This window comes from Pseudarthrobacter scleromae, from assembly GCF_014644515.1.
Classification (GTDB): domain Bacteria; phylum Actinomycetota; class Actinomycetes; order Actinomycetales; family Micrococcaceae; genus Arthrobacter; species Arthrobacter scleromae.
The window spans coordinates 1-13,788 of sequence record NZ_BMKV01000012.1 but is presented as its reverse complement, the minus strand read 5'-3'; the positions used below and the strand labels follow the sequence as shown (position 1 = coordinate 13,788).

Sequence of the window (13,788 nt, the reverse complement as noted above, 5' to 3'; positions counted from 1 at the left end):
TAATTTCGCCACACAGCCGTGCCGTATAGTTGATCCGGATTTGGCGGCGGTCCGGCAGGGGACGATCGTGGCTGCTGCACCATTGGAACACAACCCCGGAACGCTGATGCCCGACACCATTCCAGACCATCCGCCCATGGCCCCGAGGCCCTCCGCGCCGCGCCAGAGGCACAGGTATACCAAGATCCTGGAGGCTGCAGGAGGGTTTGCGCGCAAGGGACTGGAGTCCGTGGACATGGCGGAAGTGGCGGCGAGGGCGGACGTGCCACTGGGGACGCTCTACCGGTACTTTCCTTCCCCGGTGCACCTGATGCTCGCGCTCTACCGCCACCAGCTGGAGGAACTCCAGGGAACCGGACGGACCACGGCGGCCCGCTTCCGCGGCAGGGCCCTCGGAAACCTGGTGATGGAAATGTTCCACATGCGCGTGATGCAGCCTGCCGTGGAACAGTGCCTCAGCCGCGGTGTCTACCTCCCGGACCGGGACACCACCGGACTCCTGCGTGAAATCGACGCGCTGAGTGAAAGAGCGGTTGCTTCAGCCTCCGGTGACGCCACTGCCGCCCGTGTGCTGCTGCTGGCGATCACTGGTCTGGTCCAGTCCGTCCGGAACCGCCGGTTGTCCCTCTTCGAGGCGGAGGAGGACCTCAAAAAGGCGTGCGCACGCCTCTCGCCGGCCAGTGAACCCGGCTACACACTCCACCACAGCGCGTAACAGGTCTAGACCAATCAGGCCTTAAATCAGCCATAATGCCGTGACGTGGACCACATCTCCACGCGGTAAAACGCTTAGGCAGCTGCTGGCCTGTGTCAAACCGGAGGATGCCCCGTGTGGCGGGCCCTACGATTGTCCAAACGGAGCAGTGGGGACCAATCCCCCAAGCTCCCACGGGCCCGCCACCCCTGGGTATCCGGCCGCACCCCAGCCACCGCCCGAGCCATTGGCTCATGCCCCACGAGCCGTGTGCCCACGGCCAGCACCAGGAGACAACGACGTGTCCATTGACGCACTTGCAGCAACTGACAATTCCGCAGCCACCGCCCTGACCGAAGCCGAGATCTTTGACGCCCACCAGGGCGGCAAACTCTCCATCGCCAGCACCGTCCCGCTCTCCAACAAGCGGGACCTGTCCATCGCCTACACGCCGGGCGTAGCAGAGGTCAGCCGGGCCATCCACGCCAAGCCCGAGCTTGCCCGTAAGCTCACCTGGGCCGAGAGGCTCGTCGTCGTGGTCAGTGACGGGACAGCTGTCCTGGGCCTGGGCAACATCGGAGCCAGCGCCTCGCTCCCCGTCATGGAGGGCAAGTCCGCCCTGTTCAAGACCTTCGGCGACCTCGACTCGATCCCCCTGGTCCTCAACACCACCGACGTGGATGAAATCGTGGAGACCCTGGTCCGCCTGCGCCCCAGCTTCGGCGCCGTCAACCTTGAGGACATTTCCGCGCCCCGCTGCTTCGAGCTGGAGGATAAGCTGATCGAGGCGCTGGACTGCCCCGTCATGCACGATGACCAGCACGGCACCGCCGTCGTTGCCCTCGCCGCCCTGACCAACGCCGCCAAGGTGACCGGCCGCGGCCTGGAGAGCCTGCGCGTGGTGGTTTCCGGCGCGGGCGCCGCGGGCATCGCCGTTGCCGAGATCCTGCTCGCGGCCGGCATCACCGACGTCGTCCTGCTGGATTCCCGGGGCGTCATCAACAGTGCACGCGGGGATCTTGCCGCGGACACCGGCAGCAAGAAGGCGGACATTGCCGGACGCAGCAACCCCCGCGGCGTGGAAGGCGGTCCGGCCGAAGCCCTCGACGGCGCCGACGTCTTCATCGGCGTCTCCTCCTCCAAGCTGGACGAGGAGCACCTTAAGCTCATGAACCAGGACGCCATTGTGTTCGCACTCTCCAACCCGGACCCGGAGGTGCTGCCCGAGGTCGCCGTGAAGTACGCCGCCGTGGTGGCCACCGGCCGCAGCGACTTCCCCAACCAGATCAACAACGTCCTGGCCTTCCCGGGAATCTTCCGCGGCGCCCTGGACGCCGGAGCCCGCCGCATCACCCCGGCCATGAAGCTCGCCGCAGCCTATGCCATCGCCGACCTTGCGGCGGAGGACCTGTCGGCGCACTACATCGTCCCCAGCCCCCTGGATCCGCGGGTTGCCCCCGCCGTGACGGCGGCAGTGGCCGCCGCGGTGGTAGCCGAGTAGCGCCCCTTCCCTCCACGAACGTACGACGGCGGTGCCTCCCCTGCGCGGGAAGCGCCGCCGTCGGGGGTTAAGCGGGCGCCAACCATAGACTGGGACCCATGAACTCGGAAACCGTGGTGACCATCCTGTGCGGCCTGGCAATCCTTGTGGGCGTGGCGGGAACGGTGATTCCGGTCCTCCCGGGAAGCATGCTCATCGGCGCGGGCCTGCTCGCCTGGGCCATCTGGGGCGGGGCCGGGACGGCGGGCTGGGTGGTATTCGCTGTTGCCATGGTGTTCGTGGTGGCAGGCATGGCCGCCAGCGCAGTCCTCACCGGCAGGAAGCTCAAGGAGCACGCCATTCCGAGCCGAAGCATCGCCGTTGCCCTGGTTGCGGGTGTGGTGGGCATGTTCATCATTCCCGTGGTGGGTCTCTTTGTGGGTTTTGCCGCAGGACTGCTGCTGAGTGAATTCCTGCGCACCCGGAACATCGGCTCCGCAACAACCTCCAGCTGGGCCGCCCTCAAAGCCACCGGGCTGGGCATGCTTGCAGAGTTCGGCCTGGCCTGCCTCGCCGCCAGCACCTGGGTGATCGGCGTCTGGGTGGCCGCCGCCAACGGCTGAAAGTGCTTGCGCCTGCACGGCGCAGGGCGTACAACGGCACCATGACGGACCAACCTTCAGCCCGGGACCACGTGCACGCCTGGATGGAAAAATACCAGGCCGCCTGGGCCAGCAACCAGCCCGGGGACATCCGGGACCTCTTCACGGAGGACGCGCGGTACGAGAGGCGGCCGGGCGATCCGGAGCCGTGGCTGGGCCGGGTCGGCATCGTGGACGGCTGGCTCGCGGCCCGGGACGAACCGGCAGACTGGACCTTCACGTGGAAGCTCCTCGGAGCGGACGCGGACACCGCCTTCGTCCAGGGGGTGACCACCTACTCAGCCGGAAGGCCCTCCTACGACAACCTGTGGGTCATCCGGTTCGACGGGGAAGGCCGTGCCGCCGCCTTCACTGAATGGTTCATGGAGCGGGCCTAGGCCTGCCTCTGCACCGTCCGTCCGGCAGCCGGGCCTCGGCGTGGCCGGCGGTGCACGGCTAGCATGGAAAGATGACCGCCGGGGACACTGCACCGATCTATTGGGACAGCCGCGACCTCACACCCTTCGGCCAGCCACAGCTGCGTACGCCCGTCCATGACCTCGCCGGGGGAGTGGGCGAACTGCTCACCGGCGTGCTTGGCGGACGCCACCCGTCGCTGCTCTCCGTGGACGGCGAGATCCCCCGCCTGAAGCGCATGATGCCCAAGCCGGCCAGGGCTGTGCACGACGCCGTGTTCACCAGCCGGCAGCCTGAGCAGCTGATCACGCTCGCCCGGGCCTACCCGGGGTGGGCCGGGCTCTGCTACCTCATGTCCGGACTGCTGGTCTACAAGCAGGGCGGCTACCTGCGCGCATCGGAGCTTCTCCAGCGCGGCCTCACCACCAGGAACGAGGACGAAGCCAACCGCTACTCGTCCACCTACCTCACCAGGATCGTTACGCGGATCGAGCTGGTCGAGCGTGTGGAAATCCCGGTCCTGTTCAGCGAGGAGTCGGTCTTTCTGGCACTGGCGCACTCGCTGCGGGAGACGGGGCGCACGGAAGCTGCTCTGGACGCCCTCTCGGGACTGCCGCCGTCGCTTCCCATGGCCCTGGCGCGCTGTTCGCTGGCGCTGACCTTGGGCAGGAGCCGGACAGTCATCGACTGGACCGACGGGCTGCTCAACGCGGATGATCTCTCCGCCGCGCTGCTCCTGGTCCGGGCCCGGGCACTGCGGCGGGAAGGGCGCCTGGAGGCTGCGAACCAGACCCTCGCCGAGGTCCTGCGCCGGCGAAAGACGCACCTGACGCTGCGTAACGACGCCCTCACGGACAGGGCGCTGCTGCTCCTTGAATCCAGCCGGAGGTCGCTTAACCCACGGGACTGGGGACGGCGGCACGAGGACCCGGTGCCGCAGAGGGAGATCGCCGCGCCGGTGCCCATCCGCAAGGACGAGGAGATGCGCCGGATCTGGGAACAGGACTGGAAGAAGCTCAGCGACGACTAGGGCGGCCTACCCGGCTGCAGCGAAGTTGCTGGCCGTGAGGACCGGCAGCAGCTGCTCGGCAAGCAGCGCCAGCGCCAGGACCACCATGATGATGCCGCTGGCCAGGGTCACCGTCCGGGCGGCGCCGGGGCGGGTCTGCAGCAGGGTGCGGGACAGCAGGGCGACGGCGGTGTACACGAGTCCCGCGAGCAGCACGAACGTCATGCCCAGCAGGCCCGACTGCACCGGGACCGGCAGGGAGGCATCCGCGCTGACGAACTGGGGAACGAGCGCCACGTAGAACAGCAGCCCCTTGGGATTGATGCCGCTGGTGCCCATCCCCTGAAGGAAGGTGCGGAGCCCCGTGCTGCCCCCGCTGCCGTCCCCGGCCGTGAAGCTCGCCGCCCGCCAGGAGCGGAGGGTGCTGACACCGAGCCACATCAGGTACCCGGCGCCGGCCAGGGTGATCCAGCCGAGAACCCCCGGCGCGCCCGTGAGGACCGCAGCCAGTCCCGCCACCAGCAGGACCGTGTGCAGGACGTATCCGCCGCAGAGCCCCGCCACCGCCGGCACAAAGCTGCGCTGCCTGAGGCCGGCAGCGATGGAGTAGGCCCAGTCCACGCCGGGGGTGCAGGCAAGGGCGGCGGCCACCAGTACAAAGGCCAAAAAGAGCTCGGGGTTCATGGTTTCTCCTGCTGCGCGATCCAACAGGGGAAACACTAGATACTTTGGCTGCGGAAGTGCTGTCCTTTTTCGCTGGCCGTATGCCCGAAACGGTAAGATTCTTGCGTGATTGACCATATTGACAGGAACATTTTGCGGTACCTCAAAGAGGACGGCCGCATGACCGCCACGGCGCTCGCCGGGAAAGTGGGCCTGACGGTGGCTCCCTGCCACCGGCGGCTGCGCGACCTGGAACGGGCAGGCGTCATCCGGGGCTACAAAGCGGACATCGACCCCGCTGCCGTGGGCCTGGGGTTCGAGGCGATCGTTTTTGTCACGCTCCGCCAGGTGGACCAGGCAACCATGGAGATCTTCGAAAGCCGCGTGGCGGACAATCCCAACATTGTGGAGGCCCAGCGGCTTTTCGGTTCCCCCGACTACCTGCTGAAGGTCATCGCCGAGGACCTGCCCGCCTACCAGCGCTTCTACGACGCCGAACTTACGTCCCTGCCCGGCGTCGAGCGGTTGACGTCCACGCTGGTGATGAAGAACCTGAAGTCCAACGCGGGCCCTCCCGTCTAGGCCTGGGCTGGGATGCTGCCGGGGACAAGATGTTGCAACCGCTCCCGCACCCTAATCTTTGAGCAGCCCCGTGGTGCGGTACGGAATGACCTCGCGCAGGAACATGCTGGTGGAGGTGCGCACAATGCCCGGGCAGAGCCTGATCTCCTCTGACACCCGGTAGAGGTCGTCAGGGCTGGTGGCCACCACGCGGATCAGCAGGTCCGTGTCGCCGGCGGGGGCGTGGCATTCCAGGACCTCCGGGATCTCCCGGAGGGCGGCAATGGCCTCGTTGAGGTGGCTCTGGTCCAGTTCGGCGCTGACCGAAGCGGCTACCCCGCGTCCGAGCGCGGCAGGCAGCACCCTGCTGCTGTTGGGGCGAAGGGCGCCCGAGGCCGCCATGCGTTCCAGCCGGGACTGGACGGTGCCGCGGGCCAGGCCCAGCCGCTGGGCCAGCACCATGATGGGAACCCGTGGATCCTCGTCCAGCGCCCCGAGGATCCGCTTGTCGGTGGGGTCCAGTTCCTGCAATCTGATCACTTCCTGCCGTTCTGCGCCGCTGAGAGTAGTCAGACTGATCAACGGCGACTGCGCCTGTTGCACCAACTGTACGGATGCTGGTGAAATGTTGGCAATGAGGGCAAAGCTACCGCTGATCCCCGCAGGCTTACAGGCTACCGGCACACCACCCGGACACTGGACACCGCTTCCCGCAAGGAGGCTGCCCTGATTGACTCTTGTTCACACCATGGTCTTTCTGTAAACACGGCAAGGGCCCCTGAACTACCGGCGTCGGATGTCCGAAGTCATCGGTAGCTGAGGGGCCCTTGTGTTGTCCCCGGGGACCGCGTCCCGCGCATAGTGTTGAACCATGAATTCCGCCGGCCGCTTCGCACCGAGTCCTTCCGGGGAGCTCCACGTAGGAAACCTGCGCACGGCAATCCTCGCCTGGCTGTTTGCCCGCTCCACCGGCCGGACGTTCCTTCTCCGCGTGGAGGACCTTGACCGTGCCCGGTCCGGCGCAGAGGCCGGGCAGCTTCGGGACCTGCAGGCGATAGGGGTCACCTGGGACGGCGGCGTGGTGCGCCAGACCGCCCGCGGCCCGCTGTACGCCGGGGCGATCTCACGGCTGGAGGCGGCAGGACTCACCTATGAGTGCTTCTGTACCCGTCGCGAAATCCAGGAGGCGCCGTCCGCTCCGCACGCGCCCCAGGGGGCCTACCCCGGAACGTGCCGGAACCTCGATCCTGCTGAACTGGAGTTCAAGCGCTCCACCAGGCCGGCCGCAATCCGGCTCCGCGCTGACGCGGCTGAGTACACGGTGCGGGACCTCCTGCACGGGGAGTTCACTGGAGTGGTGGACGACTTCGTGCTGCGCCGCAATGACGGCGTGACCGCCTACAACCTCGCAGTGGTCGTTGACGATGCCGAGCAGGGCATCGACCAGGTGGTACGCGGCGACGACCTTCTTCCCTCCACCCCCCGGCAGGCCTACCTGGCGTCCCTGCTAAATATTCTCTCTCCGGAATATGCGCATGTTCCCTTGGTGGTGAACAACGACGGCGCCCGGCTGGCAAAGCGCGACGGGGCCGTGACGCTGCAGGACCTTGCGGCTGCGGGGAGTCCCCCCGCTGCCGTGCGGGACCGGCTGCTGGAATCGCTGGGGCTCCCGGCAGGGCCGCTCGGGAACGCGCTGGCTGCGTTCGACCCGGATGCCCTGCCGAGGGAGCCTTGGGTGTGGAGCGGCCCGTAGGCTTAGGGCATGTCAGACCAGCATGCTGCGGAGCAGACCCCGGCGCCCTCATTCACTGTAGAGACCGCGAAGGTCCTGGCCGAGGTGGCACACAACCGCCAGAAGGACAAGCTGAAAAGGCCCTACAAGGACCATGTCCTCGCCGTGGGGGACGCGCTGGCTGACTTCGACGACGACATCCGGATCGCCGGCTACCTGCACGACATCGCCGAGGACACCCCCATGACCCGGCAGGCCCTGCTGGACATGGGGGTATCCGAGCGGGCCGTTGAAATCATTGAACGGGTCACCAACCGGCTGCACAGCAACCCGGACGACTACCAGACAGGGATCCACGAGATCGCCGAAGACCACGATGCCGCCCTGGTCAAGATCGCGGACAACGCGCACAACTCGCTGCCTGAGCGCGTCCAGGCGCTGGCGGACAAATGGCCGGACAGGCCGCCTGTCACCAAGTACCGGGACGCCCGCCCGGTGCTGTACGCCGCCGTCGAGGTTGAGGAGATCCGGAAGATCCTGGCCCGCGTGAATCCGTGGCTGCTGGAGGAACTGGATGACCGGTTGGACGAGGAGGACACCACGGACTACGAGAACCTGTCCTACGACGACGGCGGCCCTGCTGCGCCGGAGCGGGATGCTGCCGGCAGTGAGGCTCCCGGCGCTACATCCCCCGGGGAGCGGTAGCTGCTGCTTCCAGCTTCTGCAGGGCAAGATGCAGCCGGCCGGACCCGCGGCGTTCATCGATCACGATGGAGGCGCCGAGCGCCAGCACAATGACCAGCAGGCAGACGGGGACCGATGTGCCCGCCGCAGCCAGTCCGACTGAAGCGGCCATGGCGGCCAGCACGCCGCCGGCAACCGTGATCACCGTGCGGTCCGGGCCCACCATGATGCTGTACTGCCACGTCACGGAGCCCTTGAACAGTGCCACCGGGATGGCGATGCTGGCCACCGCGGCGGCTGCGCTGATGTGGGTTTCGTGGTCAATGTAGTACGCGGCGACGTGCAGGCCCGCGCCGGTGGCCGCAATGGCGGCGAAGATGGGGATGTGGCCGTAGCCGAAGAGGAAGGACCGGTGCCGGCGCAGATGCAGGGCCCGTCCGGCCGGCAGCATGAAGTAGATCCACCACATGGCAAATGCCAGAGCCGTCCCGCCGAAACCCACCAGCGCCGCGTCGACGCTCCAGCCGTGGTTGGCCACGATGGCCCGGAGCGTCTCGATGGCGCCGATCAGGCATTCCCCGAGGGCAATGATGGCCAGCAGGCCGTACCGTTCGGCGATGTGGTGTGCATGCCAGGGTGTCCTGGTTTTCCGTTCGGCGGCGAAGGGGGTGATCATTTCGAGGACGATCAGCGGCGCAATCATGATGAGCGTGGTGGGCACGTCAGCCTCGATCACGGCCACCGCGATCCACCCCAGCTGCACCAGCGCGAGATACCGCGCGTAGCGGAGGCACGTTTCACGGCGGGCCGGGTCCTGCCGGGCTGCCCTGAGCCACTGGGATACCAGGGCGAGCCGCATCACCACGTAGCCGCCCACCATCACCGCGTTGTCCACATGGTCGCCCTCCACCAGCGAGTGGAACATGGGCTCAATCCCCATCGCCAGGACCAGGACCCCCACGATCTGGATCATGGTGACCACGCGGAAGATCCAGTCGTCCGTGTCATAGGCGCTGGCGAACCAGGTGAAGTTGATCCATGCCCAGATCACGGCGAACATCGCGAAGGAGAAGCCCAGCAGCCCGGCCAGGACGTGGGCTTCCGCGATCTCGTGGGCGAACTGGCTGCCTGCAACCCCAAAGGCGATGACGAAGGTCAGGTCGAAGAAGAGTTCAAGCGGAGTGGCGGCACGGTGTGCCTCGTGCGGGTCTCGGCCGCCCATGCGCGCCATGGCATGACGGAGGGGATTGGAGGACATGGGTCAAAGATTACGCCCCGCCGTTCCCGCCCGAAAGTTATGTCCTAGACGCGGCCCAGGGCGTCGATGTCCTCCAGGAACTCCTGGTGCACTTCGGCGCTGACGGTGGTCCGGGTGTCAGCGATGGCGTCCAGGTAGTCTTCGGTGGACGGGCCCTTCCGCACCGCCCCGCGGACGGAAAGCGGGCCTCCGGAGCCCAGCCCGCCGTCGTCGTCCTTGCCGTAGACCACGTTCTCCAACGCCCGCTGCGACGCACTGCGCGCGGCGTACTCAATGTCCGCTGGGGAAAAGCCCTCGGTCCGCTCCACGAGCAGTTCCACGTCCACGGTGTCTACCACGGGCGCGGGGATGAAGCGCTGCCACATGGCTTCGCGGGCCTGCCTGTCCGGAAGGCCGATTGGAATGACGTAGTCGAACCGGCCATGGCGCAGGAAAGCGGAGTCCAGGGCGCGGATGAAGTTGGTGGCGCAGACCAGCAGGCGGCCGGGCTGTTCGCGGAAGGCCGGGATGATCTTGAGCAGCTCGTTGGTAACGCCCTGCAGCGGGGACGGCGGCTCACCGGAGCGCTGGGACGCGATCTCCTCCACCTCGTCGATGAACACCACGGCGTGCTCAAGTTCGGCAATCTCCAGGAACGTCTCGCGCAGGGCCCCGGCCAGGCCCTGCGGGTCGGCCGCGAGCCGGGACGGGAACACCTCGACGAACGGCCATTCCAGGCGGGAGGCGATGGCTTTGGCGAAGGTGGTCTTGCCGGTGCCGGGCGGGCCGAAAAGGACGACGGCGCGCGGCGGGACCACGCCGAACTCGTCGGCGAGGTCCGCTTCGGCGAGCGGAAGGACCAGGCGGCGTTCCAGGAGTTCCTTTTCCTTGCGCATACCGGCCACGTTTTCCCAGAGATCCCGGGCCAGGACGCGTCCACCGAGCTGGCCCAGCGCACCGAGTTCCTGCCGCTGGACGGGGATGGTGCGTTCGAAGTAGCGCAGGTTCTTCTTCAGGGCGAAACCCCGGCTGAGGAACGCTTCCACCCGGGTTTCGGACTCCGGCATGAGGGCTGAGAGCTTGTTGAGGCCGTGGGGTGCCATGCGGTTCTCGACGGCGGCGAGCAGCGAGGTGCCGATCCCGCGGCCGCGGTATTCGGGCAGCGTGGCCAGGAAGACGATCCAGCCCTGGTCGTGGGCGGCGCGTCCGACGGCGGCCCCCACCACCTGCTCGCCCTGCACCGCCACCACGGCATGGTCCTTCTCGCAGGAGGCCAGTACCTCGGAGAGGGCGTAGACGGGTTCCACATTGCTTGCCTTGAGGCTTTCCCACAGGTGCAGGATCCCGTCCAGGTCCGCCGAATGGAAATCCCTGATGCGCCAGTTGGTCATGCGTGTCTCCCAAGTCGTTCGTCATTGAACTGCGTCGCTGTACTCTGCAGAGCACCGAAGTACAGCGCTCTGCTGAGCATAGGCGATCAGCCGGGGCAGAAGAGTTGCGGGGGCGTTGCATGACGGCCGGCCGGGTGCCGGCGGAGGCGCTCAGATGCCCAGGGTACCCAGCGTGTGCCGCAGGGTGTCTGCGGAATGCTGCAGGGCTGCCAGCTCGCCGTCGTCCATGGGCATTTCCAGCACGGTGTGGACACCGCCCCGCCCCACGACGCTCGGCAGGGAAAGGGCAACCCCGGAGATCCCATGCTGTCCGTCCAGCACCGTGGACACCGGCAACACCGCCTTGTCATCGCGGAGCAGGGCTTCCACGATGCGTGCGCCGGAGAGGCCGATCGCGTAGTTGGTTGCGCCCTTGCCGGCGATGACCTTGTATGCCGCCTGCGTCACTTCGCGTGCCGTCTCGGCCAGGTATTCGGGGGTGAAGACGCGCTCCCCCTCCACCGTCCAGTCGCGGACCGGGATGGGGCCGATGGTTGCCGTGGACCACACGGGGAACTCGGTGTCCCCGTGCTCGCCCACGATGCTGGCGTGGACGCTGGGCACGGCCACTCCCGCCCGGCGGGCCAGCAGCCAGCGCAGCCGGGAGGTGTCCAGGACAGTGCCGGAGGAAAAGATGCGCCCCGCCGGGAGCCCGGAGATCTTCTGCGCTGCCACGGTGAGTACGTCGCAGGGGTTGGTGACCAGGACGTAGACAGCATCGGGGGAGTGCTTGAGGAGCTGGGGCATGAGCTCTTCCAGGATCCGCACGTTGGTTCCGGCAAGGTCCAGCCGGGTCTGGCCGGGCGCCTGCTTGGCTCCGGCCGTGATGACCACGACGTCGGCGCCCTCCGTCACGGCGATGTCGCCGCCGCCGGTCATGGACGCAGCGGCGGCAGCGAACTGGGTGCCGTGGGCGAGGTCCAGCACTTCGGCGTCAGCCTTGGCGGCATTGACGTCGAACAGGGCGATGTTGCTGGCCGAACCACGGATCAGGGCGGCGTACGCAAGGGAGGTTCCCACACTCCCGGCTCCCACAACGGCGAGTTTGGATCCTGACATGAGGTACCTCGTTTCCCCGGCCCGGACGGGGCCCGTATAGGTGGTGCAACTGCCGGCAGTGGCTTTCATGCTACCGAGGCAGCAAGGGTAGGCGGGAGCGTTGAGTGTCCAATACGGGGGGAGTAGCGTGTGATCCACCTCACTCGCACCCTTTTCAGGAGCAACCATGCCATATCTGGGACGCCGGTTCGCTGCGGTCACTGCAGCGCTGGCGATGAGCGTGACCACCGGTGCATTGACCAGCCCGGCATCTGCCGGTACCGGGCAGGGCGACGACATGAAAAAGACCCCGGTCGCGACCGGTTACGGCGGTGCCGTCAGTACCGTCGACCTGGACGCATCCGCGGCCGCCATCAAGATCCTCCGCAAGGGAGGCAACGCCGTGGACGCAGCAGTCGCCGCGGCCGCAACCCTGGGCGTCACCGAGCCGTACAGCGCCGGGATCGGGGGCGGCGGCTACTTTGTGTACTACGACGCCAAGAAGGAAAAAGTCAGTACCATCGACGGCCGGGAGACTGCCCCGGCGGCGATGCCAACAGACGCGTTCATCAATCCGGCCGACGGCAAGCCGTATGCGTTCAAGAAGCAGGCCACGAGCGGAATTTCCGTGGGTGTCCCGGGAACGCCGGCCACGTGGGAGCGGGCTCTGGAGCGCTGGGGACGGTTCAGCCTCGACGACGTCCTGGAACCCGCCATAGACGTGGCCACGGACGGGTTCCTGGTGGACGAGACCTTCCGCCAGCAAACGGCGGACAACCAGGACCGCTTTGCTCCGTTCGAGGCAACAAGGGAGCTGTTCCTGCCCGGTGGCGCCCCTCCGGCCGTCGGAACTGTCTTCAAGAACCCGGACCTGGCCGAAACGTACAAGCTTCTTTCCCGCAAGGGCATGGACGCCTTCTATGAGGGCAAACTGGCCGAGGACATTGTGCGGACAGTGCGGAACGCCCCCTCATCGCCCGGAACGGATGCTTTGCCCGGCCCCGCAGGCGTGATGACAACCGAGGACCTGGACGACTACGAGGCACTCGACCAGGACCCCACCCATGTGAACTACCGGGGCTACGACGTCTACGGCATGGCGCCCTCCAGCAGCGGCGGCACCACCGTGGGAGAGGCACTGAACATCCTGGAGGTCTTCGACCTTCCCGGCCTGAAGAAGGACCAGCCTGCCGCCCTGCACCACTATCTCGAGGCGACTGCGCTGGCGTTCGCGGACCGCGCCAAGTACGTGGGGGACCCTGCCTTCGTCAAGGTTCCCACCAAAAAACTCCTGGATCCGGTCTTCGGCAAGGAGAGGGCCTGTGAAATCGACCCGCTCCAGGCAGCAACGAAGCCTGTGGCGGCAGGTGACGCAGCGGACTACGACGGCACCTGTGACATTGAGCCCGCGGCGCTAGCCGATGAGAAGGACACCGAGAACATTAACACCACCAACCTCACGGTCTCGGACAAGTGGGGCAACGTGGTGGAATACACCCTGACCATCGAGCAGACCGGCGGATCGGGAATCGTTGTGCCGGACCGCGGGTTCATCCTGAACAACGAACTCACCGATTTTTCGCCCGTGTTCAGCGAAACAGATCCCAACCGGATCCAGCCCGGCAAGCGGCCGCGGTCCTCCATGTCACCCACCATCGTGCTCAAGGACGACGAGCCGTTCCTGGCCCTTGGCTCTCCGGGCGGCTCCACCATCATCACCACGGTGCTGCAGACGCTGATTAACCGCATCGACCTCGGCATGGCCATCGAGGAGGCGGTCGCCGCCCCGCGCGCGTCCCAGCGGAACACCGCGAACGTAACGGCCGAGCCGGCGTTCATCGACGCCTTCCCGACGCTGGGGACGAAGTATGGCCACAAGCTGGTGCCGGCCGGTGATGCGTTCACCTCTGCAGCGGAGATCGGCGCAGCGACGGCCATCGAGTTCAGCGAGGACGGGAAGAAGGTCACTGCCGTCGCCGAACCGACGCGCCGCGGCGGTGGATCGGCGATGGTGGTCAAACCTTCGCGGAAGTAGCCAACGCGGGACCTTTCGTTAAACCCCGACGGCGGCACCCGGGTTCTGCAGCCACAGAACCTGGGTGCCGCCGTCGAACGTTAAAGCGGGGCTATTTCATGAAGGTGGTTGCTGGTGGGTTGGCGATGACGGGGGAGAGTCCGGTGTGGCCTTCGCGGGTTTGGGCG

General features: G+C 67.0%; 14 protein-coding genes. 9 read left to right on the top strand and 5 right to left on the bottom strand.

The features are described 5' to 3' along the window. Positions 1 to 106 precede the first annotated feature (106 nt). From IEX33_RS19130 to IEX33_RS19110, 5 genes are all read left to right on the top strand, one after another. Positions 107 to 715, top strand: coding sequence for a TetR/AcrR family transcriptional regulator (locus tag IEX33_RS19130; protein ID WP_188732472.1), 609 nt, complete (start codon positions 107 to 109; stop codon positions 713 to 715). A 280-nt stretch (positions 716 to 995) separates the two neighbouring features. Further along, on the top strand, positions 996 to 2,195 hold the full coding sequence (locus tag IEX33_RS19125) for an NAD(P)-dependent malic enzyme (RefSeq protein ID WP_188732461.1): 1,200 nt from the start codon (positions 996 to 998) through the stop codon (positions 2,193 to 2,195). A gap of 98 nt (positions 2,196 to 2,293) precedes the next feature. After that, entirely contained in the window at positions 2,294 to 2,797 is a 504-nt protein-coding gene (locus IEX33_RS19120) for a DUF456 domain-containing protein (protein WP_188732460.1), read from the top strand. A gap of 41 nt (positions 2,798 to 2,838) precedes the next feature. Continuing rightward, entirely contained in the window at positions 2,839 to 3,213 is a 375-nt protein-coding gene (locus tag IEX33_RS19115; protein WP_188732459.1) for a nuclear transport factor 2 family protein, read from the top strand. Positions 3,214 to 3,284: 71 nt separating this feature from the next. Beyond that, positions 3,285 to 4,262, top strand: coding sequence for a hypothetical protein (locus IEX33_RS19110; RefSeq protein ID WP_188732458.1), 978 nt, complete (start codon positions 3,285 to 3,287; stop codon positions 4,260 to 4,262). A 6-nt stretch (positions 4,263 to 4,268) separates the two neighbouring features. Here IEX33_RS19110 and IEX33_RS19105 read toward each other — a convergent pair whose 3' ends face one another. Continuing rightward, a complete protein-coding gene (locus tag IEX33_RS19105) occupies positions 4,269 to 4,925 on the bottom strand; it encodes a LysE family translocator (RefSeq protein WP_188732457.1) in 657 nt (218 codons plus the stop codon). A 105-nt stretch (positions 4,926 to 5,030) separates the two neighbouring features. Here IEX33_RS19105 and IEX33_RS19100 point away from each other — a divergent pair, with 105 nt between their 5' ends. Then, positions 5,031 to 5,486 (top strand): Lrp/AsnC family transcriptional regulator, encoded by a 456-nt coding sequence (locus tag IEX33_RS19100; protein ID WP_188732456.1) that lies wholly within the window; start codon positions 5,031 to 5,033, stop codon positions 5,484 to 5,486. A 51-nt stretch (positions 5,487 to 5,537) separates the two neighbouring features. On the opposite strand, the gene IEX33_RS19095 is transcribed toward IEX33_RS19100, so the two are convergent. Then, positions 5,538 to 5,996, bottom strand: coding sequence for an Lrp/AsnC family transcriptional regulator (locus IEX33_RS19095; RefSeq protein WP_188732455.1), 459 nt, complete (start codon positions 5,994 to 5,996; stop codon positions 5,538 to 5,540). A gap of 340 nt (positions 5,997 to 6,336) precedes the next feature. Here IEX33_RS19095 and gluQRS point away from each other — a divergent pair, with 340 nt between their 5' ends. Next, positions 6,337 to 7,218: a tRNA glutamyl-Q(34) synthetase GluQRS gene (gene gluQRS, locus IEX33_RS19090; RefSeq protein ID WP_188732454.1), complete on the top strand. Its 882-nt coding sequence runs from the start codon at positions 6,337 to 6,339 to the stop codon at positions 7,216 to 7,218. Between the two features lie 9 nt (positions 7,219 to 7,227). After that, positions 7,228 to 7,902, top strand: coding sequence for a phosphohydrolase (locus IEX33_RS19085; protein ID WP_188732453.1), 675 nt, complete (start codon positions 7,228 to 7,230; stop codon positions 7,900 to 7,902). Here IEX33_RS19085 and IEX33_RS19080 read toward each other — a convergent pair. The 3 genes from IEX33_RS19080 to IEX33_RS19070 all read right to left on the bottom strand — a co-directional run bounded on the left by IEX33_RS19080 (position 7,880) and on the right by IEX33_RS19070 (position 11,607). Beyond that, complete coding sequence (locus IEX33_RS19080) at positions 7,880 to 9,139, bottom strand: low temperature requirement protein A (RefSeq protein ID WP_188732452.1); 1,260 nt, start codon at positions 9,137 to 9,139, stop codon at positions 7,880 to 7,882. The two genes, IEX33_RS19085 and IEX33_RS19080, sit on opposite strands and share 23 nt — an antisense overlap. Positions 9,140 to 9,183: 44 nt before the next feature. After that, complete coding sequence (locus IEX33_RS19075) at positions 9,184 to 10,509, bottom strand: ATP-binding protein (protein WP_188732451.1); 1,326 nt, start codon at positions 10,507 to 10,509, stop codon at positions 9,184 to 9,186. Positions 10,510 to 10,659: 150 nt separating this feature from the next. After that, entirely contained in the window at positions 10,660 to 11,607 is a 948-nt protein-coding gene (locus tag IEX33_RS19070) for an L-lactate dehydrogenase (RefSeq protein WP_188732450.1), read from the bottom strand. 166 nt (positions 11,608 to 11,773) lie between these two features. Here IEX33_RS19070 and ggt point away from each other — a divergent pair, with 166 nt between their 5' ends. Continuing rightward, positions 11,774 to 13,621, top strand: a complete 1,848-nt coding sequence (gene ggt, locus IEX33_RS19065) for a gamma-glutamyltransferase (protein WP_188732449.1) — start codon at positions 11,774 to 11,776, stop codon at positions 13,619 to 13,621. The last annotated feature ends 167 nt before the right edge of the window (positions 13,622 to 13,788 follow it).

Excerpts from the sequence above, each read along its gene's own strand:
- IEX33_RS19130 (WP_188732472.1), top strand. The coding sequence starts at position 107 with ATGCCCGACACCATTCCAGACCATCCGCCCATGGCCCCGAGGCCCTCC.
- IEX33_RS19120 (WP_188732460.1), top strand. The coding sequence starts at position 2,294 with ATGAACTCGGAAACCGTGGTGACCATCCTGTGCGGCCTGGCAATCCTT.
- IEX33_RS19115 (WP_188732459.1), top strand. The coding sequence starts at position 2,839 with ATGACGGACCAACCTTCAGCCCGGGACCACGTGCACGCCTGGATGGAA.
- IEX33_RS19110 (WP_188732458.1), top strand. The coding sequence starts at position 3,285 with ATGACCGCCGGGGACACTGCACCGATCTATTGGGACAGCCGCGACCTC.
- IEX33_RS19105 (WP_188732457.1), bottom strand. The coding sequence starts at position 4,925 with ATGAACCCCGAGCTCTTTTTGGCCTTTGTACTGGTGGCCGCCGCCCTT.
- gluQRS (WP_188732454.1), top strand. The coding sequence starts at position 6,337 with ATGAATTCCGCCGGCCGCTTCGCACCGAGTCCTTCCGGGGAGCTCCAC.
- IEX33_RS19085 (WP_188732453.1), top strand. The coding sequence starts at position 7,228 with ATGTCAGACCAGCATGCTGCGGAGCAGACCCCGGCGCCCTCATTCACT.
- IEX33_RS19080 (WP_188732452.1), bottom strand. The coding sequence starts at position 9,139 with ATGTCCTCCAATCCCCTCCGTCATGCCATGGCGCGCATGGGCGGCCGA.
- IEX33_RS19075 (WP_188732451.1), bottom strand. The coding sequence starts at position 10,509 with ATGACCAACTGGCGCATCAGGGATTTCCATTCGGCGGACCTGGACGGG.
- IEX33_RS19070 (WP_188732450.1), bottom strand. The coding sequence starts at position 11,607 with ATGTCAGGATCCAAACTCGCCGTTGTGGGAGCCGGGAGTGTGGGAACC.
- ggt (WP_188732449.1), top strand. The coding sequence starts at position 11,774 with ATGCCATATCTGGGACGCCGGTTCGCTGCGGTCACTGCAGCGCTGGCG.